13 protein-coding genes and 2 pseudogenes are annotated in these 20325 nt (G+C 67.2%); 2 read left to right on the top strand and 13 right to left on the bottom strand.

Annotated elements, in window-relative coordinates; genetic code table 11:
* Positions 1-18: 18 nt before the first annotated feature.
* The 8 genes from dxs to ngcE all read right to left on the bottom strand — a co-directional run bounded on the left by dxs (position 19) and on the right by ngcE (position 10611).
* Complete coding sequence (gene dxs, locus QF035_RS15000; protein ID WP_307520813.1) at positions 19-1974, bottom strand: 1-deoxy-D-xylulose-5-phosphate synthase; 1956 nt, start codon at positions 1972-1974, stop codon at positions 19-21.
* A 276-nt stretch (positions 1975-2250) separates the two neighbouring features.
* The gene (locus QF035_RS15005) at positions 2251-3543 is read right to left on the bottom strand and encodes a sugar ABC transporter permease (protein ID WP_307520814.1); all 1293 of its coding nucleotides are present in this window, start codon (positions 3541-3543) and stop codon (positions 2251-2253) included.
* Entirely contained in the window at positions 3540-4331 is a 792-nt protein-coding gene (locus QF035_RS15010) for an ATP-binding cassette domain-containing protein (protein ID WP_307520815.1), read from the bottom strand. The genes QF035_RS15005 and QF035_RS15010 overlap by 4 nt, the downstream gene beginning before the upstream one ends.
* Before the next feature lie 219 nt (positions 4332-4550).
* The gene (locus tag QF035_RS15015) at positions 4551-5654 is read right to left on the bottom strand and encodes a substrate-binding domain-containing protein (RefSeq protein ID WP_307531127.1); all 1104 of its coding nucleotides are present in this window, start codon (positions 5652-5654) and stop codon (positions 4551-4553) included.
* Positions 5655-5787: 133 nt separating this feature from the next.
* The gene (locus QF035_RS15020; RefSeq protein ID WP_055614337.1) at positions 5788-6987 is read right to left on the bottom strand and encodes an ROK family transcriptional regulator; all 1200 of its coding nucleotides are present in this window, start codon (positions 6985-6987) and stop codon (positions 5788-5790) included.
* Positions 6988-7183: 196 nt separating this feature from the next.
* Positions 7184-8104: a carbohydrate ABC transporter permease gene (locus tag QF035_RS15025; protein ID WP_373466656.1), complete on the bottom strand. Its 921-nt coding sequence runs from the start codon at positions 8102-8104 to the stop codon at positions 7184-7186.
* 37 nt (positions 8105-8141) lie between these two features.
* Positions 8142-9071, bottom strand: coding sequence for a carbohydrate ABC transporter permease (locus QF035_RS15030; RefSeq protein ID WP_307520816.1), 930 nt, complete (start codon positions 9069-9071; stop codon positions 8142-8144).
* A gap of 94 nt (positions 9072-9165) precedes the next feature.
* Positions 9166-10611: an N-acetylglucosamine/diacetylchitobiose ABC transporter substrate-binding protein gene (gene ngcE, locus QF035_RS15035; protein ID WP_307520818.1), complete on the bottom strand. Its 1446-nt coding sequence runs from the start codon at positions 10609-10611 to the stop codon at positions 9166-9168.
* Between the two features lie 514 nt (positions 10612-11125).
* Between ngcE and QF035_RS15040 the strand changes: the two genes are divergently transcribed.
* Positions 11126-14965, top strand: a complete 3840-nt coding sequence (locus QF035_RS15040) for a GH92 family glycosyl hydrolase (RefSeq protein WP_373466657.1) — start codon at positions 11126-11128, stop codon at positions 14963-14965.
* Positions 14966-15006: 41 nt separating this feature from the next.
* Here the strand turns inward: QF035_RS15040 and QF035_RS15045 are convergent, their stop codons facing one another.
* The 3 genes and pseudogenes from QF035_RS15045 to QF035_RS15055 all read right to left on the bottom strand — a co-directional run bounded on the left by QF035_RS15045 (position 15007) and on the right by QF035_RS15055 (position 17951).
* Positions 15007-16371, bottom strand: coding sequence for a hypothetical protein (locus QF035_RS15045; RefSeq protein WP_307520820.1), 1365 nt, complete (start codon positions 16369-16371; stop codon positions 15007-15009).
* Between the two features lie 97 nt (positions 16372-16468).
* Positions 16469-16699 (bottom strand): annotated as a pseudogene (locus tag QF035_RS15050) (hypothetical protein); the annotation flags it as partial.
* Between the two features lie 37 nt (positions 16700-16736).
* The gene (locus tag QF035_RS15055) at positions 16737-17951 is read right to left on the bottom strand and encodes an RNA-guided endonuclease InsQ/TnpB family protein (protein WP_307520821.1); all 1215 of its coding nucleotides are present in this window, start codon (positions 17949-17951) and stop codon (positions 16737-16739) included.
* Between the two features lie 52 nt (positions 17952-18003).
* Between QF035_RS15055 and tnpA the strand changes: the two genes are divergently transcribed.
* On the top strand, positions 18004-18432 hold the full coding sequence (tnpA, locus tag QF035_RS15060) for an IS200/IS605 family transposase (RefSeq protein WP_307520822.1): 429 nt from the start codon (positions 18004-18006) through the stop codon (positions 18430-18432).
* A gap of 94 nt (positions 18433-18526) precedes the next feature.
* Here tnpA and QF035_RS15065 read toward each other — a convergent pair.
* Positions 18527-18757 (bottom strand): annotated as a pseudogene (locus QF035_RS15065) (hypothetical protein); the annotation flags it as partial.
* A 254-nt stretch (positions 18758-19011) separates the two neighbouring features.
* A complete protein-coding gene (locus tag QF035_RS15070; protein ID WP_307520823.1) occupies positions 19012-20106 on the bottom strand; it encodes a lytic polysaccharide monooxygenase auxiliary activity family 9 protein in 1095 nt (364 codons plus the stop codon).
* Positions 20107-20325 lie beyond the last annotated feature (219 nt).

Here is a 20325-nt window from a genome sequence, read left to right on the forward strand (position 1 = left end):
CGCGGGCGGCCGGGCGTGTCAGTCGCGGGCGGACTCCACCGTGGCGTGGGGCTGCTCGGTGGGGGTCCCCCCGCTCGAGCGGAGCCGAGAGTGGGGGAGGCCGTCGAGCTTGGAGACGAGGCCGGTGACCTGCCGGGCGATGTCCGGTGCGGTCAGTCCGATCTCGGCCAGCACCTCCTTGCGGGAGGCGTGGTCGAGGAAGCGCGGCGGAATGCCGAAGTCGCGCAGCGGTACGTCCACGCCCGCGTCGCGCAGGGCCTGGGCGACGGCCGAACCGACGCCGCCGACACGGGAGTTGTCCTCGACGGTGACGACCACGCGGTGCTGCTCGGCGAGCGGGGCCATGGCCTCGTCGACGGGCTTGACCCAGCGCGGGTCGACGACGGTCGTGGAGATGCCCTGCTTGTCGAGGAGCCCGGCGATCTCCAAGCACATCGGAGCGAGGGCGCCGACGGAGACGAGCAGCACGTCCGGGGCGTCGGTGCCCGGCGCGCGCAGGACGTCCATGCCGCCGATCCGGCCCACGGCGGGTACGGCGGGACCGACCGCGCCCTTGGAGAAGCGGACCACGGTCGGCGCGTCGGTGACCTCGACGGCCTCGCGGAGCTGGGCGCGGACCTGGTCGGCGTCGCGCGGGGCGGCCAGCCGCAGCCCGGGGACGACCTGGAGGATCGACATGTCCCACATGCCGTTGTGGGACGCGCCGTCGGTGCCGGTGATGCCGGCCCGGTCGAGGACGAAGGTGACTCCGCACTTGTGCAGCGCCACGTCCATCAGGACCTGGTCGAAGGCGCGGTTGAGGAAGGTCGCGTACACGGCGAAGACGGGGTGCAGGCCACCGGTGGCGAGGCCGGCCGCCGAGACGGCCGCGTGCTGCTCGGCGATACCGACGTCGTAGACCCGGTCCGGGAATGCCTTGGCGAACTTGTCGAGGCCGACCGGCTGGAGCATGGCGGCCGTGATGGCGACGACGTCCTCGCGCTCCTTGCCGAGCTTGACCATCTCCTCGCCGAAGACGGACGTCCAGTCGGCGCCGGAGGAGGCGATCGGCAGGCCCGTGTCGGGGTGGATCTTGCCGACGGCGTGGAAGCGGTCCGCCTCGTCCTGGAGGGCGGGCTGGTAGCCGCGGCCCTTCTCGGTGAGGCAGTGCACGATGACCGGGCCGCCGAAGCGCTTGGCGCGGACGAGCGCGGACTCCAGTGCCTCGATGTCGTGGCCGTCGATGGGGCCGACGTACTTCAGGCCCAGGTCCTCGAACATGCCCTGCGGGGCGATGAAGTCCTTGAGGCCCTTCTTGGCGCCGTGCAGGGTCTCGTAGAGCGGCTTCCCGACGACGGGGGTGCGCTCCAGGATGTCCTTGCCCCGGGCCAGGAAACGCTCGTAGCCGTCGGTGGTGCGCAGAGTCGCCAGGTGGTTGGCGAGGCCGCCGATGGTGGGGGCGTACGACCGCTCGTTGTCGTTGACGACGATGACGAGGGGGCGGTCCTTGGCGTCGGCGATGTTGTTGAGCGCCTCCCAGGCCATGCCGCCGGTGAGGGCTCCGTCGCCGATGACGGCGACGACGTGGTCCTCTTTTCGGAGGACCTCGTTGGCTTTCGCGAGGCCGTCGGCCCAGCCGAGGACCGTGGAGGCGTGCGAGTTCTCGATGACGTCGTGCTCGGACTCCGCCTGCGAGGGGTAGCCGGACAGGCCGCCCTTCATCTTCAGCTTCGAGAAGTCCTGGCGGCCCGTGAGCAGCTTGTGCACATAGGACTGGTGTCCCGTGTCCCAGAGGATTCTGTCCCTCGGGGACTCGAAGACGCGGTGCAGCGCGATGGTGAGCTCCACGACACCGAGGTTCGGGCCGAGGTGGCCGCCGGTCTTGGAGACCTCTTCGACGAGGAAGGTCCGGATCTCGCCTGCCAGCTGGTCCAGCTGCTCCAGGCTGAGCCGGTCCAGATCGCGCGGTCCCCTGATGCGGGTCAGCAGCGGCACCCGTGCCTCCTTGCAGTAGAGCTGATCGAGCTTTCGCCGGGTCTGTCGAGTCTAATGTTCCGCCTTTCACGGCGGCGGCCGGGCTGTGCGTCGTACGTCACGCGTTCGGCCGTAAACATCTCGCCCACGGCCCCCGCCACCAAACGCACAAGCTCAAACGAAAGTGCCCGACACCGCCATTGGTGTCGGGCACTTGTGCCCCTTGAGGGGCGCGGGGAACTGCGCGACCAGCCACAGCCGGCCCGCAGCTCTCCACAACCGTCAGGCCATGAACCGCTACGCGCGACCGGCGGTCTTCTGGGTCTTGCGGGTGATGGAGTCGATGACAACCGTGGCCAGAAGCACACCACCAGTGATCATGTACTGAACCGGCGTGGCGATGCCCTCAAGGGCCAGACCGTACTGGATCGACGTGATCACCATGACACCGAGCAGCGCGTTCCACGTACGCCCGCGTCCGCCGAAGAGGCTGGTGCCACCGATGACCGCCGCCGCGATGACGTTCATCAGAAGGTCACCCGCACCGGCGCTCTGGTTGGCCGCCGCGATCTTCGAGGACCAGAACAGACCGCCCACCGCGGCGAAGAAGCCCGCGATGGCGAAGACCGAGACCCGTACCGCCGTGACGTTGATACCGGCACGACGGGACGCCTCGACGCTGCCGCCGAGCGCGAAGATCTTGCGGCCGTAGGTCGTGCGGCGCAGCACGAAGTCCGTGATCACCAGGACCAGGACGAACAGCAGCAGCGCCAGGGGCAGACCCTTGTACTGGTTGAACATGATCGCCGCGGCGAAGGCGACGACCGCGAGGATCGCGGTGCGCACCACGATGTCGATGAGCGGCCGGGCCGGGATGCCCGCCGCCTCGCGACGGCGGCTGTCCAGGAACGAGGTGACGAAGAAGAGCGCCACCGCGACCACCGCGAGCCCGTAGGCGGCCGCGACGTCCGAGAAGTAGTACGTGGTCAGCTTGCCGACCACGCCGTCGCCGTCGAGGTTGATCGTGCCGTTCTCGCCCAGGATCTGGAGCATGAAGCCGAGCCAGAACAGCAGGCCGGCCAGCGTGACCGCGAAGGCGGGTGCGCCGATCCTGGCGAAGAAGAAGCCGTGGATCGCGCCGATGGCCGCACCGCTCGCGAGGGCGATGAGGACCGACAGCCACTCGTTCACGCCGTTCGTGACGCTGAGCACGGCGGTGATGGCACCCGCCACACCGCTGACCGAGCCGACCGACAGGTCGATCTCGCCGAGCAGCAGCACGAAGATGATGCCGACGGACATCATGCCGGTGGCGACCATCGCGACGGCGATGTTGTTGAGGTTCTCGGCCGAGAGGAAGGCCGAGTTGAGGCTCTGGAAGATGACGCAGATGACGATCAGACCGACGACGACCGGGATCGAGCCCAGGTCACCGGCGCGCATCTTGCGCTTGAACTCGTCGAGGTAACCGGCGAAGCCCCGCTCGCGCACCAGCAGCCGGGGGTCGACGGCGACATCGGCGCCCGCGGCGGCCTCGGGGTTCTCGACGACGTGGTCCTCGGGAGTGGCGGAGGTCTTGTCGATGCTCACTTCTGAGCCTCCCCGTTGCTGCGCGCCGCACGACGGGTCACGGCGTTGTCCGTGGCACCGGTGATGGCGGAGATGATCTCTTCCTGCGAGGTGGTCTTGACCTCGAACACACCGTTGTTGCGGCCGAGCCGGAGCACGGCCACCTTGTCGGCGACGGCCTTGACGTCGGCCATGTTGTGGCTGATGAGCAGGACCGCGTGGCCGCGCTCGCGCAGCCGCTCGACCAGGTCGAGGACCTGGGCGGTCTGCTCGACACCGAGGGCCGCGGTGGGCTCGTCGAGGATGACCAGCTTGGGCGCGCCGAGCATGGAGCGGGCGATGGCCACCGTCTGGCGCTGACCGCCGGAGAGCGAGGCGATCGGGATGCGCACGCTGGGGATGCGGATCGACAGCGTCTGGAGCAGCTCGCGGGAGCGGCGCTCCATCTCGACCTCGTCCAGGACGCCGCGCTTCTGCAGCTCACGGCCCAGATAGAGGTTCCCGACGACGTCGATGTTGTCGCACAGCGCGAGGTCCTGGTAGACGGTCGCGATGCCCAGGTTCTGGGCGTCGTGCGGCTTGTTGATCTGGACGGTCCTGCCGTCCCATTCGATGACGCCCTCATCGATGGGGTGCACGCCGGCGATCGTCTTCACCAGCGTGGATTTTCCGGCGCCGTTGTCGCCGACCAGGGCGACCACCTCGCCGGCGTGGACCTCGAGCTCTACGTCGGTGAGCGCCTGGACGGCACCGAACCGCTTCGAGACCCCGCGCAACGCCAGGACAGGCGTAGCGGACACGTTAACCATCTCCTTCGCCGCCTGACCCGGCGGGAGGTTGTGCAGAAGAATTGGGGGAGGGAGGAAGGATTCCGTCCGGCGCCCCGCCCTAGCTTGCGGGGCTGGTGGTTGCGGGGCGCCGGAGGAGCTTCTGGTGTGCGAGTCCCGGAATCGATTCCCTGCGGGAATCAAGCCTCGTACGGGAATCCGATGGCGAATTCCCGTACGCGGTAAGGGACTTGCGTTTGCCTACTTGAGACCGATCTTGTCGCAGGCGGCCTTGAACTTCGCCGTGCAGATCTCGTCGACCGTGTAGATGCCGTCCTTGATGACGGTGTCGTTGATGTTGTCCTTGGTCAGCGACACGACGGGGACGAGCACCGACGGGACACCCTTGGTGGTCGGGCTGTCGACCGAGTCCTTGGCGATGGAGTCGAGCTTCTCGCCCTTGGCGAGGGCGACGGCCATCTCCGCGGCGACGTCCGCCTCCTGCGGGTAGGGCTTGTAGACGCTCATGTACTGCTCACCGGAGACGATGCGCTGCACACCCGCGAGCTCGGCGTCCTGGCCGGTGACCGGCGGCAGCGGGGTGACGCCCGCGGCCTTCAGGGCGGTGATGATGCCGCCCGCCATGCCGTCGTTGGCGGAGTAGACGCCGACGATGTTCTTCTTGCCGATCGCGGAGATCGCGCCTTCCATGTTGGCGTTGGCGTTCTCCGGCTTCCACTCCTTGGTGTCGTACGACTTCGCGATGGTGACCTTGCCCTCGAGCTCGGACAGCGCGCCCTTCTTGAAGAGGGCGGCGTTCGGGTCGGTGACCGCGCCGTTCATCATGACGATCTTCGCGGAGGGCTTCGCCTTGTCGCCCAGGGCCGTCAGAAGCGCCTTGCCCTGGACGCGGCCGACCTCTTCGTTGTCGAAGGAGGTGTAGGCGTCGATCGGGCCCTCGGCCAGACGGTCGTACGCGACGACGGGGATGCCGGCGTCCTTGGCCTTCTTCACACCGTTGGCGATGGCCTTGGAGTCCACCGCGTCCACGATCAGCACGTCCACCTTGTTGGTGATCATCGTGTCGACCTGCTGGGACTGCGTGGTGGCGTCCTGCTTGGCGTTGGCGTAGACGATCTCGCCCTTGTTGTTCGTGAGCTCCTTGACCTTCTTCTCGATCAGGGGCTTGTCGAACTTCTCGTACCGAGCGGTCTGGTTCTCCGGAAGGAGGAGGCCGACCTTGATGGCGTCACCCTTGGCCGCGGACTTCGTGCTGTCACTGTCGCCGGCCTCGTCGGCACTGCCACAGGCAGCCAGCGAGACAGCCATCGCACCTGCGGCAACAGCAAAGGCGGCGCGACGCATACGCGTATTCACTTCAGAAACCTCCCTGACGAGGCCGCGACGTTGCGGCCGAGGTGGCTGGAAGTCAACTCGGCCACAAGTGCGACGTCAAGAAGTAAATCCTTAACGAGATGGCAACGGTGCCATCCGTTCTCTAAGTGAAGGCAGGCGTGGCCGTGGTGAGCGATCCGTCCAAAAGGGTTGAATCGCCCATCTCGCTGAGTGCGAGAGCGAGCGCCCCGAGGACCTCCGCCCGGCCGCCAAGTGCCCCTGGCAGAACGGATAGTTGACGTGCCGCACTGGGGATCGCATAGCGGCCGACGGACTCCCTTATGGGCCCGAGCACGAGCTCTCCGGCCTCGGCGAGATCACCGCCGAGAACCACCCGGCTCGGGTTGAGCAAGTTGCAGAGATTGGCGACTCCACTGCCGATGTGTCGGCCGACGTCGGCGATCACCCGACGACAGCCAGGGTCTCCGTCCCTCGCCAGTCGTACGACACCTTCCATGGTCAGGTCCGTGCCGTGGCTGGACTGCAGGAGCGGCAGCACATAGCGCGCCGCCGCAAAGGTCTCCAGGCAGCCCCGGTTGCCGCAGCGACAGACCGGGCCGGACTCGTCAAGAGTAATATGCCCGATTTCTCCCGCTGTGCCACCCGGGCCGCGATAGATCTTGCCGCTGATGACCAGTCCGGCGCCCACACCGCTCGCGACCTTGATGTACGCCAGGTCCCGTACGCCCCTGCCGCTCCCCCAGACGAGTTCGCCGAGGGCTCCCAGGTTGGCGTCGTTGTCGACGTGCACGGGCACGCCGAGCCGTCCGCCCAGCTCCTCGGCGGGTTTGGTGCCGGTCCAGCCCGGCAGGATCGCGGTGGAGCCGAGCGTGCCGGACTCCACGTCGATCGGCCCCGGCACACCGAGCCCGACGCCAGCGATCTTCGTACGGTCCACGCCCGTGGCCGCAATCAGGCGGTTGACCAGCTGTTCCGCCCGGTCGAAGCCCTGCGCGGCGGAGGCGTCCACATCGAGCGGCTCGGACTCCTCGGCGAGGACCTGATGGGCGAGGTTGCCGACCGCGACGCGCAGATGCGTGTGCCCGAAGTCGACGCCGATCACGATGCCGGCATCACCGCTGAGACTGACGCTGCGCGCCCTGCGGCCGCCCGCCGAGGTGGGGGTGACCTCGACCGTTCCGCCGTCCTTCAGCTCCCGAACGATATTGGAGACCGTGGCCGCGGACAGGCCCGTCGTCCTCGCGATCTCGGCCTGCGTGAGCGACCCGGCCAGGCGCACCGCACGTACGACCCGTTCGAGATTGGCTCGGTGCAGCGACGACTGCGACCCCGGAGTCTCCACGACGACCTCCTGCGTACGGGGTCGCCTCAGTGAGACCCCGTCTATGTCCAACTAGTGAACTCTAAGCTGAGCCGTTGGGGTTGCCTCCCGTCAAGAGGTTGAGCAAAGAGAGGGGCGCGCCGGCACCCGCACACACAAGGGTGGCCCCGGCTCCAATCCGGGACCACCCTCGCAAACCGAACCGACGGCCGAACCGTTACTTGAGCGCGCCCGCGGTGAGTCCTTGGACGACCTGGCGCTGGAAGACGATGTACGCGGCGAGCACCGGCAGCATCGCCATCACGAGGCCTGCGAAGAGGCCGGACCAGTCACCCTTGTAGCCCTGGCTGACGGCCAGCTGGACGAGGCCCTGGGTGAGCACCTTCCGGTCGGGTTCGGTGTTGAGCACCGTCGGCAGCATGTACTGGTTCCACTGCCCCAGGAAGTTGAAGATGCCGACGCTGATCAGACCGGGCTTGGCCATCGGCAGCATCACCTGGAAGAAGGTCCTGGTGTGCGAGGCGCCGTCCACGAAGGCCGCCTCGGCCACCGAGCTCGGCAGCGTACGGAAGAAGGCCGTCATGAAGAACACGGTGAACGGCAGCGAGTACGCGATGTAGACCAGGATCAGTCCGGGCAGCGTGTTCAGGAGCGACAGGTTCTGCATGACGTAGAACAGCGGGACCAGCGCCAGGATGATCGGGAAGCTCATTCCTCCGATGAAGAGGAAGTAGATGAAGCGGTTCCCGGGGAAGTCGAAGCGCGCGAGGACGTACGCCGCCATGGAACCCAGCAGCATGGTGCCGAGGAGCGAGAAGCCCACCACGATCACGGTGTTGAGGAAGTAGTCGCTCATGTTCGCCGAGGTCCAGGCGCGCGACCAGTTCTCGAAGTGCAGCCGGTCGGGCAGCGCCCAGGGCGAGCTGAAGATGTCCCGGTCCGTCTTGAACGAGGTCATCACCGCCCACAGCAACGGCAGGACGACCATGAACGCCCAGAGGATGAGCATGCCGTGCGAGAAGAAGTTGAGGACCCTGCCCTCGGTGGCCTTCGCCGGCGGCGTGCGTGCGACCGTCACCTTGGTGACGGGCGGTCGCTCCTCGGCGGTGTCGACGGGAGGCGTCTCGGTCGTCTTCACTCGTGTCCTCCTCGCGGCTCGGTCAGCTCGGTCCGCATCAGTACTCCAGCCGCTCACGTCGGCCGAGCCTCATCACGACGGCCACGAAGAGCAGCGTCAGGACGAGCAGGGCGACACCGATCGTCGTCGCGTAGGCGGCCTGGCCGTCACGGAACGCCTTCTGGTAGACGTACAGCGGCAGGACGGTCGTCGAATAGTCGGGGCCTCCGCCGTTCGGCCCCACGGTCATGATCTGCACGACCGCGAAGGACTCGGCGCCGAGCGCCAGAATTCCCATATAGGCCCAGCCGGACTGCACGGTGTCCCAGAGCAGCGGCAGGGTGATCTTGAAGAACGTCGTGATGCGGTTCGCGCCGTCCAGCAGTGCCGCCTCGTAGTAGTCCCTGGGAATCGAGGCCATTCCGGCGGAGAACAGCACCACGAAGAAGCCGACGGTTGACCAGACGAGAACGGCGAAAACGCACCACAGGGCGAGGTCGGGATCGCCGAGCCAGTCGGGCTGGACGCTGTCCAGACCCACCGCCTTCAAAGCGGAGTTGAGTGCGCCGCTGTTGGGGTTGTAGGCGAACTGGAACAGCAGGGCGACGATCGCGATCGACAGCACCTGCGGAAAGAAGTAGACGACCTTGTAGAACGCGGAACCACGGACGCCCGCGATGGCCGCGTTCTTCCGGCGCCGTCCGCCGACATTGAGCATGAAGGCGAAGAACAGTGCCAGGGTGAGCGTCACCAACGGCAGCAGCAGGACGAATGTCACGCTGTGCTGGAACGACTTCCAGAAAACCTCGTCGTCGAGAATTCTGGAGTAGTTCTTGAAGCCCACCATCTTGAATTCCGGACTCAGACCGCTCCAGTCCGTGAACGAATAGTAGATGGACTGGATGAAGGGCCAGATCACGAACAGGGCGTAGATGCCCAGGGGGGCCGCCAAGAACCCCACGATGAAACGGTATTTACCGTGTTGCATTTCCTACCGACCCGATCTTCCCGCGGGAACCGCCGCCGATGCCGCGCATCGAGAGCCGGGGACCCCGGTCACCGCCCGGGGTCCCCGGCTGTGCTCACTGGTGCTTGTAGTGCTGGATGGAGTCGTCCTTGGCCGCTTCGTCGGCATAGCCCTGGATCTTCTTGATGGCCTCGGCCGGGGTGAGCCGCCCCGCCATCATCTCGCCGAGGCCGCCGACCCCGATCTTCTCCTTCTGCAGCGCCACGTACCAGTCCTGGATGCGCGGGTTGACCACGTTGTCGCCGGCCTTCTCCAGGGCCGCGACACCGGACTTGAGGCCCGGGGTCAGGTCGATGCCGTCGGTGCCGCCGTTGAACGCGGTCAGCGACTTGACGGACTCGGTGAAGTTCTTCGACGAGGCCTCGCTGAGCATGATGCGCAGCTGCTCCATGCCGCCGTCGGTGTTCTTGGCCTTGGCGGGGACGATGAAGGGCTCGCCGCCGGACGCCCAGATGGTCCCGAAGGGCATCTTGTCCGAGCTGTCGATGCCGGTGGGCGCGGACACCGCGAGGTTGAAGTCCTTCGGCATCGTCTTCGCCGCCTCGTTCTCCACCCAGGAGCCGTTCGGGATGAAGAGCGCCTTGCCCTCGGTCCAGGCGGTCTGGGACTGGATGTGGTCCAGGCCCGGCGTGCCCTTGAGGATGTAGCCCTTCTTGTAGAGCTCGTAGTACGCCTCGAAGCAGGTCTTGACCGCGGGGTGCTTCCAGGCGTTCGGCTCGAGGTTGTCGATGGCGTCGAGGACCTCGGTGCCGCCGACCTTGGCGATCATCGGATAGAGCGAGAAGGGGAGGTAGTACGGGTGCTTGCCCGCGTACGTCCAGCCCGCCATGTCCTTCTTCTTCGCCTTCTCGCAGACCGCGAGCATCTCGTCCCAGGTCTCCGGGTACGTGGCGTCGAGGGAGTCCAGCGCCTTCTGGGAGTACCACACGCCGTAGACGGTGTACGCGTAGTACATGATCCAGACCGGGTCGCCGTCGAACTGGCCCATCTCGACGATGCCGGGGCGCAGCGTGTCGCGGACCTTCTTGCTCGGGTCGTCGACGGAGGCCGCGTCCAGCAGGGGCGTGAGGTCCGCGAGCTGCTTCTTGCCCACGAGGACGCCCATGTCCATCTGCTCGGCGCCCGAGTTGTCGATCAGGTCCGGCGGGGTTCCCTGGTTGAAGCGCGGCTGCAGGACCGACTGGATCTTCTGGGTCGAGGAGAACTTGACCTTCGCCTTCGGGAAGTTCTTCTCGTAGACCGCCTTGGCGTCCTCGGCGTATTTCGTGCCGAAACCGCCGTCGAAGATGACGATCTCCAACGGGGCGGTCTCATTGACGGCGAGCGGATTCTCCTTGGTCTTCTTGCCCTTGTCGACCTTTTCGTCGCCACCACTGTCGCTGCTGGCACACGCCGACAGGAAACTCATCGTGGGTACGGAAATCAGGCCGAGTGCAGCGGACCGCTTGATCAGATCGCGGCGGCCGATACCCTCACGGTTGTTGGCGGAAGTGGATCCCATGCTCAAGTCCTCGCCTTCATCAGGACTCAGGCGGTGAACCGGACCCTCCCCGGCACCGCGGGTTGTTGAAGCTGGGGTCGTGCGCTTGTCAAGCACCGGGATCAGCGGGAATACACGACGCCCGGCATGCGCCGCGCCCCCTCTTCCCCGTGGCCATTCATCTGTCCGCGGCCCGTCGAACGACTGGGCGGACGCCGACAGGTATAGTCCACTTCCCGCCAGCTGAGCAAGATCGAATGCACGGTTGGCCGACACTCTTTCCCGAAGTGAGACCTCGCGGAAATATCAGCTGCCCGCAGGTCCGCCGCCACAGCGAGCGATCAGGGGACGATCAGCCGCCGAACAGGAAGCCGACAGGTGAGCCACCGGCGGACCATTGGGTCAGGCATGACCAATACCCCCATACGCCACGTCCAACACCCTTGACATCCCTGACCACTTGACTCCCTACTGGACCTGCGCAGCAAATATGACAACGTTGTCCAGGCGCACGTGACAGGGAGGGTGCTGGCGCATGCACCACAGATCTCGGCAAGGATCTCCGCACAGATCTCGGATCAGGGCACGGCACGGATGGGGTTCCACGGCGGTCCTCGGAGCGACCGCCTTCGCGCTGGTGGTGGCCTCGCAGGGCGCCGCGATCGCCCGTCCGGCCGAAGCCGCCGCCGCGGACCGCGAGTTCGGTTCCTCCTTCGAGGCGGGTGAACCCGCACCCGACTGGCTGAATACGGTCGACACCGCCGCCGATGGTTCGAAGCGTTCGTCGGGTGTCGACGGCGGATTCAGCACCGGCATTCCCGGCAATGTGACCGAGCACGTCACGGACGTCAGCGCGAGCGGCGAGAACTCGGGCTCGGGCGAGGTGAAGGAGAACCTCGTCGACGTCGAGCCCGGCACCAAATGGCTGACCTTCGCGCCCACCGGCTGGGTGGAGTTCGAGCTGGACGCCCCGGTCAAGCTGGTGACGTACGCGCTCACGTCGGCCAACGACCACGACGAGCGCGACCCGGTCGACTGGACCCTCCAGGGGTCCACGGACGGCAAGGACTGGAAGACCCTCGACAACCGCACGGGCGAGTCCTTCGGCGAGCGCTTCCAGACGAAGTCGTACGACCTCGCGGAGCCCGCGGAGTACCAGCACTTCCGGCTCGACATCACCAAGAACAACGGTGCTTCGGACGCCCTGCAACTCGCCGACGTGCAGTTCTCGACGGGCGGCGGCGAGGAGCCGACGCCCAAGGACATGCTCTCGCTGGTGGACCGCGGCCCAAGCGGCTCCCCGACCGCGAAGTCCGGCGCGGGCTTCACGGGCAAGAAGGCCCTCCGGTACGCGGGCACCCACAAGGCGGACGGCCGCGCCTATTCATACAACAAGGTCTTCGACGTGAACGTGGCCGTGGGCCGCGACACCGAGCTGGCGTACCGGGTCTTCCCGTCGATGGCGGACGGCGACCGGGACTACGACGCCACGAACGTGTCGGTGGACCTGGCCTTCACGGACGGCACCTATCTGAGCGACCTGCGGGCCCAGGACCAGCACGGCTTCCCGCTGACTCCGCAGGGCCAGGGCGCCTCGAAGGTGCTGTACGTCAACCAGTGGAACAACGTCGTCTCCCGGATCGGCTCGGTCGCGGCCGGCCGGACGGTCGACCGGATCCTGGTCGCCTACGACTCCCCGAAGGGGCCCGCGAAGTTCCGCGGATGGCTGGACGACGTGAACCTGAGCGTGCAGAAGCCCGAGAAGCCGAAGGCGCATCTCTCGGACTACGCGTCCACCACCCGTGGCACCAACTCCAGCGGCGGCTTCTCGCGCGGCAACAACTTCCCGGCGACGGCCGTGCCGCACGGCTTCAACTTCTGGACGCCGGTGACGAACGCGGGTTCGCTCAGCTGGCTCTACGACTACGCGCGCGCGAACAACGCGGACAATCTGCCGACCATACAGGCGTTCAGCGCGAGTCATGAGCCGAGCCCCTGGATGGGTGACCGGCAGACCTTCCAGGTGATGCCGTCGGCCGCGTCCGGCACCCCGGAGACGGGCCGCACGGCCCGCGCGCTGCCCTTCAAGCACGAGAACGAGACGGCACGCCCGTACTACTACGGGGTGCGGTTCGAGAACGGCCTGAAGACGGAGATGGCGCCGACGGACCACGCGGCGGCCATGCGCTTCACCTACCCCGGCAACGACGCGAGCGTCGTCTTCGACAACGTCACCGACCAGGCGGGCCTCACCCTCAACAAGGAGAACGGGACCTTCACGGGCTACTCGGACGTGAAGTCCGGCCTGTCGACGGGCGCGACCCGCCTCTTCGTGTACGGGGTCTTCGACGCGGAGGTCGCCGAGGGCAGCTCCTCCGGTGTGAAGGGCTACCTGAAGTTCGAGGCGGGCGAGGACCGCACGGTCACGCTCCGCCTGGCCACCTCCCTGATCAGCATCGACCAGGCCAAGGACAACCTCCGTCAGGAGATCCCGGACGGCACGTCCTTCGACGCGGTCAAGTCGCGCGCCCAGAAGCAGTGGGACAAGATCCTCGGCAAGGTCGAGGTCGAGGGTGCGACGCCGGACCAGCTGACGACCCTCTACTCCAGCCTCTACCGGCTGTACCTGTACCCCAACTCCGGCTTCGAGAAGGTCGGTGGGAAGTACCAGTACGCCTCGCCGTTCTCGCCGATGCCCGGCCCGGACACCCCGACGCACACCGGCGCGAAGATCGTCGACGGCAAGGTGTACGTCAACAACGGGTTCTGGGACACCTATCGGACGACCTGGCCGGCCTACTCGCTCCTGACGCCCGGTCAGGCGGGTGAGATGGTCGACGGGTTCGTGCAGCAGTACAAGGACGGCGGCTGGACCTCTCGCTGGTCCTCGCCCGGCTACGCGGACCTGATGACCGGCACCTCGTCCGACGTGGCGTTCGCGGACGCGTACGTGAAGGGGGTCGACTTCGACGCGAAGTCGGCGTACGACGCGGCGGTCAAGAACGCCACCGTCGTGCCGCCCTCCTCGGGCGTGGGCCGCAAGGGCATGGCGACCTCGCCGTTCCTCGGCTACACGAGCACCGACACGCACGAGGGCCTGTCGTGGGCACTCGAGGGCTACCTCAACGACTACGGCATCTCGAAGATGGGCCAGGCCCTCTACAGGGAGACGGGCGAGAAGCGCTACAAGGAGGAGGCCGAGTATTTCCTCAACCGCGCCCAGGAATACGTGAAGTTGTTCGACGACAAGGCGGGCTTCTTCCAGGGCCGTGACGACAAGGGCGACTGGCGGGTCGAGTCGTCCAAGTTCGACCCGAGGGTGTGGGGTTACGACTACACCGAGACGAACGGCTGGGGCTACGCCTTCACCGCGCCCCAGGACTCCCGCGGCCTCGCCAACCTGTACGGCGGCCGCTCCGGGCTCGCGGAGAAGCTCGACACGTACTTCGCGACACCCGAGACCGCCTCGCCCGAGTTCGTCGGCTCGTACGGGGGCGTCATCCACGAGATGACCGAGGCGCGTGACGTACGGATGGGCATGTACGGGCACTCCAACCAGGTCGCCCACCATGTCAACTACATGTACAACGCGGCGAGTCAGCCCTGGAAGACGCAGAAGAACGTCCGCGAGGTGCTGTCCCGGCTCTACACCGGCAGCGAGATCGGGCAGGGCTACCACGGCGACGAGGACAACGGCGAGCAGTCGGCCTGGTTCCTCTTCTCGTCGCTCGGCTTCTACCCGCTGGTGATGGGCAGCGGCGAATACGCCGTCGGCTCACCGCTGTTCACCAAGGCGACCGTGCACCTGGAGAACGGCCGGGAGCTCGTCGTGAAGGCACCGAAGAACAGCGCGAAGAACGTCTACGTGCAGGGCCTGAAGGTCAACGGCAAGGCCTGGACGAAGACTTCGCTCCCTCACTCGATCATCTCCCGTGGTGGCGTGCTGGAGTTCGACATGGGCTCGAAGCCGTCCTCGTGGGGCACCGGGAAGAACGCGGCGCCCGTCTCGATCACCGAGGACGACAAGGTGCCGTCGCCCCGCAGCGATGTCATCAAGGGCGAGGGCGAGTTGTTCGACAACACCTCGGCGACGAACGCGACCATCGAGTCCGTCGAACTGCCGACCGCCGACCGGGCCAAGGCCGTTCAGTACACGCTGACTTCGGCCGAGCGCTCCAAGGCTCCGCAGGGCTGGGTCCTCCAGGGCTCGTCCGACGGGACCACGTGGAAGGACCTCGACAAGCGGTCCGGTCAGTCCTTCACCTGGGACCGGCAGACACGGGCGTTCTCGGTCGCGGCGCCCGGGTCGTACACCAAGTACCGGCTGGTCCTCGACGGTGAGGCGACGCTGTCGGAGGTGGAACTGCTGAGCTGACGCACGGCTCGACAGCACGCGCACGGCGTACACGGCACCGGTTACGGCAGGACGGTAACCGGTGCCGTGTCGTTGGCGGGATCGGGGTCCCGGCGGTCGGAATCGGGGACGTCCGTCACCCGCACGCTGCCCTCGCTCGGCCCGCCGAGGCGGAGCCTGAAGTCGAAGGTGCGTGTCTTGCCCGCTTCGAGTCCGCTCCCCACGGAGCAGGAGTACGTGCCCTTTTCGAGGTCGCAGTAGGGCTCGTACACGCCCTCGTCGATGGCCTCCATGGGCTGCTTCACCACGGTGGCGCTCTCCGGCGGGGTGAACAGCAGTGTCGTGCTCCCGGGGTTGGCGGGCCCGTTGTTGCGGACCTTCAGCCGCACGGTGTGCTCGCTGCCGCGCTCGCCGCTCACCTCGACGGCGAAGACCTCGAAGTCTGCGTACGTGTCCACCTGAACCTCGCTCCACACCTCGCCGCCGGCGAACGTCCCCTTCAGGTCGGAGCCGTTCGCGGTCGCGGTCGTCAGCCGGGGCCCGTCGCCGCGGTCGCCGCCCTCGGGCACCACGCTGTACTTGGCGGGGCCCATGTCCAGGGCCCACGCCTGCTGGCGGAACGAGGAGTACATCTCCGTTCTGGCGACGTCCAGTGCCAGGGCCGGGCGGAGGACGACCGCCTGCCCGGGCGGTATGCGCACGCCGGGGAACTCGCACATCGCGAGGGAGCCCTTCTGCGGCTCCGGGTAACGGCAGTTGCCGTACTGGTCCTTGAAGCGCAGGCCCGTGCCGACGGAGAGTTGCAGGCCGACGCCACGCACGGGCACCTCCCCGGTGTTGCGGACCACGACGGGCGTGCTGAGGACGGAGCCGGGCCCGACGTCCTTGAACACCTTCGTCGTCCGCACCTTCACCACGGGCTCGCCGACGACGACCCGGGTGCGGGCGCTGAGCTTCTTCCCCTTCTCGGTGGTGAAGCTGAAGCGGACCGTTCCGCTGTCGCCCGGCTTGCTGCCCGGGGCGGCGTACGGATAGACGCGGTCGATGTCGGACCAGCTGTTGTAGGCGCCGCTCACCTTGCAGACGACCCGGGTGTCGGTCCCGACGCACCTGGGGTTCTTCTTGCGGATGTCCGAGATCTTGAGCCGTACCGCCTGCTCGGACCCGGTGACGTCCACCGTGAGCCGGTGGTCCTGCGTTCCGACGCGGCTCCTGGCCTTCACGTCCTCGGCCTGGACGTGGAAGGGCACCTTGTTCGTCGGACCGGACTTGTCCCCGGGCGGCCGGAGATAGAACTGTTCCGGCACTGAGATCCACGACTTCTTCGCGGCGCCGACGCCTGAGCCGCACCCGGCGAGTCCGCCCAGCGGCATCACCAGTGCCAGGCAGACGGCCGCGGGCCGCAGCACTGTCTCTCGCGCGCGCATGGCTCGTCCTCCGGGGCGATCGTCGGAATCGCACACGCTACCGCCTCCGCCGGTTGGAGCACCGACGGAGGCGGATTGGCCTGCCTGGAAGGGGAGTTCAGTTCACCGCGACGGTGAACACGTGCAGATCCGCGTTGTCCGGCAGCTTCACGCTCCTGATCGTCCTGCCTGCCGGCGCCTCGAACGGCTTCGTGGCGAAGACGTAGGTGGCGACCGGGTCCTTGTCGGCGCCCGCGACGTTCCGGTACGCGGCCCGGGCGACGACCTCGTTGCCGTACTGGACGGTGCCGCCTCCGCCGCCGACGGTCCAGTCGGTGAAGGAGAGGTCGGTGACTCCTCCCCCGGCTGAAGCCGGGGGCTTCTCGTTACGCCGGGTTGGCGTCGCGACGGACCAGCCCGGCCCGGAGAACGTTGAGCGCCCCGACCGTGTCAGCGTGCGCGTTGTGGCCGCATGCGACGCAGTGGAACTTCTCCTGTGTGGGCCGGTTCTCCTTCGCGGTGTGCCCGCATTCGGGGCACTCGCGGGAGGTGTTGCGGGGGTCCACGGCGATCACTTCCCGTCCGGCGCTTTCAGCCTTGGCGTACAGGATCGTCAGGAACACCCCCCAACCGGCATCGCTGATCGACTTGTTGAGCCCGGCCTTCGCGGCGGCCCCGTTGGGCAAGAACACGCCTGGCTGGTCAGGGTCGGACCTCGGAACGGGAGCCTTGCTCATATTGCGGATCTTGAGGTCTTCGTGCGCGATGAAGTCATGCTCACGGACCAGGCCGAGGGCGGTCTTGTGGGCGTGGTCGAGCCGCTGACGACGCACCTTGCCGTGCAGCTGGGCAACCTTCTCCACCGCACGCTGGTGGTTGGCGGTGCGGTCCTTCGCCTTACGGCGCGGGAACCGGGACAGGGCCTGCTGCGCTGCCTCGAGCTTCTCAGCCGCGCGGCGGCCGTGGCGCGGGTTGGGTACGAACTCGCCGTTCGAGTCGGCGAGGAAGTTGGCGATACCCAGGTCGATCCCGACCACGCTGCCGGTCGCGGGCAGCAGCCCGGGCCGCTCCTGCTCGGCGGTCAGCACGACGAACCACTTACGGCCCTCGCGCTTGACCGACACGGTCTTGACCCGGCCGGCCACCGGGCGGTGCTGGTTGACCCTGACGTGGCCGACGCCCTGGAAGCGGACGCGGGTGACGGGGTCGTGCGGGGTGGAGTCCCACCGGCAGCCGTCCCCGTCTTTCGGGAAGTCCACCGTGTCGAACCAGTTCACCCCGCGAAAGCGCGGATAGCCGGGCGTCTCACCGGACTTGACCCGACGGAAGAACGCGGCGAACGCCTTGTCCAGTCGGCGCAGCGTGGCCTGCTGCGAGGAGAACGACCAGCGGCCCTGACGCTCCGGGTCGAACACCCGGATCTCTTTGAGCTGCACGGACTGCATCCCGTACCTGACGGTGGTCTTCGAGCTGTGGCGATAGGCGTCGCGCCGTTCCTGCAGGGCCCCGTTGTAGAGGGAGCAGTGGTCCCGCAGCATCTCGCCCAGCGCCTGCTCCTGGCGGACGGTGGGCCGCATGAGGAACTTGTACGCACGGATCATCCCAGCCCACCCCCCTCCGGTCGAGTCCGCTTGATCCTACTACACTTGGCGCATGTCACCACGCTGGGAACCAGATCCTGATATTAGACGGGGAAACCACGTCGTCTACCACCTCCACGCACACTTGGTGTTCGTCACCAAGTACCGACGTGAGGTCTTCAGCGACGACATGCTGACGCGCTGCGAGGAGATCATGCGGGACGTGTGCGAGAGCTTCGGCGCGCAGCTGCAGGAGTTCAACGGCGAAGGCGATCACGTCCACCTGCTCGTGCACTATCCGCCGAAAATCGCCCTGTCCAAGCTCGTCAACAGCCTCAAGGGCGTCAGCTCCCGGTACCTACGGGCGGAGTACACCGGCCGGATCAACCGGATCGGCACGGGCTCGGTGTTCTGGTCCCCGTCCTACTTCGCCGGGTCCTGCGGCGGCGCACCACTGAGCATCGTCAAGGACTACATCGAGAACCAGAAGCGCCCAGCCTGACCGTCACCCCCAAGACGCAGAGAACTCCGGCGCTCCGCGCCTCCGGGCCCAGGATCGCATTCCCGCCCGGCCTGAAGGCCGGGATTTCCCTGCGGAGAACAATGGAGTCGGTGGTGCCGTCGCCGTACGTGACGGTGGTCCGCGTCTGCTGGTTGCCGTTGACCGCGCTGCCGAGGAAGCTCAACTTGGCTGCCGGTGAAGAGAGTTCGACGGTCTGGCCGGTCGCCGAGGCGGTGTCCGGGCGGCCCGACGGGGAGTTCGGCCAGGTGCAGGCGAGACCGTTCACCGAACCCTGCCCGCCCGGTGTGAGACCGGCGGCCGAGGGGCTCGCGCGGCCGACACTCGGACGGCTCAAGCCCAACTGGTTTGACAGCGTTGTCTGTTGGAGGAGTAGAGTCTCGGTCAGACCATTCGACAACGTTGTCGCGTCCTCTGGTCGGCACAAACCATGTTCCATCCGGGCAGGACTTCCCCCGAACCTGCCCGGCTCGCGGACCCGGTGGATTACGGCCACCGGGTCCGCCCCGAGCAGGTGGTGTCCGAGCAGGTGGAGTCACAGGTTCACCGGCCCGGCCCCGGTCAGCCCGGCCGACAGGCGAGGGCCGTCGCCGTATCCCCCCCGGACCCCTGGACGACGTACCCGAACGAGGCGCTCTCGCCCGGATCGAGCGACCCGTTCCAGTCCGCGTTGTGAACCATCACGTTCTGACCGCTGTACGTGGCGTTGCCGCTCCAGAGGCTGGCGACGGACTGGCCGCCCGGCAGTGTCCAGTCGACCATCCAGCCGAGCATCGGCACCTCACCGGTGTTGGTGACGGTGACCTCGGACTGGTAGCCGCCGGACCAGTTGCCCGTCGTGCGGCGGGTGGCGGAGCAGGCGCCGGGCGGGGGCTCGGTCGGGTTGCCCGGGTCGTGGACGCCCGTCACCTCTCCGTTGCCGCCGTCGAAGACGACGTCGGAACAGGAGTAGAAGGTCTCCGCGCTGTCCGAGCGCTGCCAGACCATGTAGATCAGATGGCGGCCCGACTTGCCCGAGGGAAGCTTGCCCGACCAGGAGTAGTTCGCCTCGACCGTGCCCGGGGAGCCGTTGAGCGGCGGGTGGTCGACGCTCAGGAACGGCTGTTCCTCCATGTCGTTCCAGGTGAGCGACCTGGTCGGGTCGAAGCCGTCCTTGGAGATGTAGACGTAGAACCAACCCGGGTGCGCGGCCCAGGCGTTGTAGGAGAAGTCGACGGTCGCGCCCGAGGTCAGATGGGTCAACGGCCAGTCGGCGCTCGGGGAGTTGAAGCCCGTGAAGTTGGTGTTGCCACCGCTGCACAGCTCGCCGTCGGGCACGAAGCCGCGGGTGCGCCCCGCGCCGTCGGAGCGGAGCACCGAGAACCAGTTGTAGAACGGGGTCGTGCCGCTGACCTGCTGCGCCTTCTTGCAGGCCGGGTTGATCGGTTTGATCTCACCGGTGTCGGTGAGCCCGTCCTGCCAGCACAGGAAGGTGCGGCTGCCGGGCTTCATGGGGGTGCCGTGGGCTTTCGCCTCGCCGCCGGCCGAGACGACCAGACCGAGCGCCGGGATCGTGACGACCAGGGCCAGCAGGATGAGGAGGAAGGCTCTGCCGCGGGCGGGTAGCGGTAATCGCCGCGGGGTCCGTGGGGTGGGCGAGGGGGTTGTCAGGATCATGACAGATCTGTCCGTCCCTTCGTTCATGGGCCGTGTGGTGTCCAGGGATGTCCGTTGATGTCCGTGTGCGGATACGCGAGATGGGAGCGTGCCCCGGGCGGGTTCCGGTCCACCTGATGTGGGAGCGCTCCCACCCCACGTACTTTTGACGCTAGCGCGGACCTCTACACCTGTAAACGCCTGACGCACAAGGGCCGCACCCGGACGGGGTGCGGTTCG

This window comes from Streptomyces umbrinus (assembly GCF_030817415.1).
Taxonomy (GTDB): Bacteria; Actinomycetota; Actinomycetes; order Streptomycetales; family Streptomycetaceae; genus Streptomyces; species Streptomyces umbrinus_A.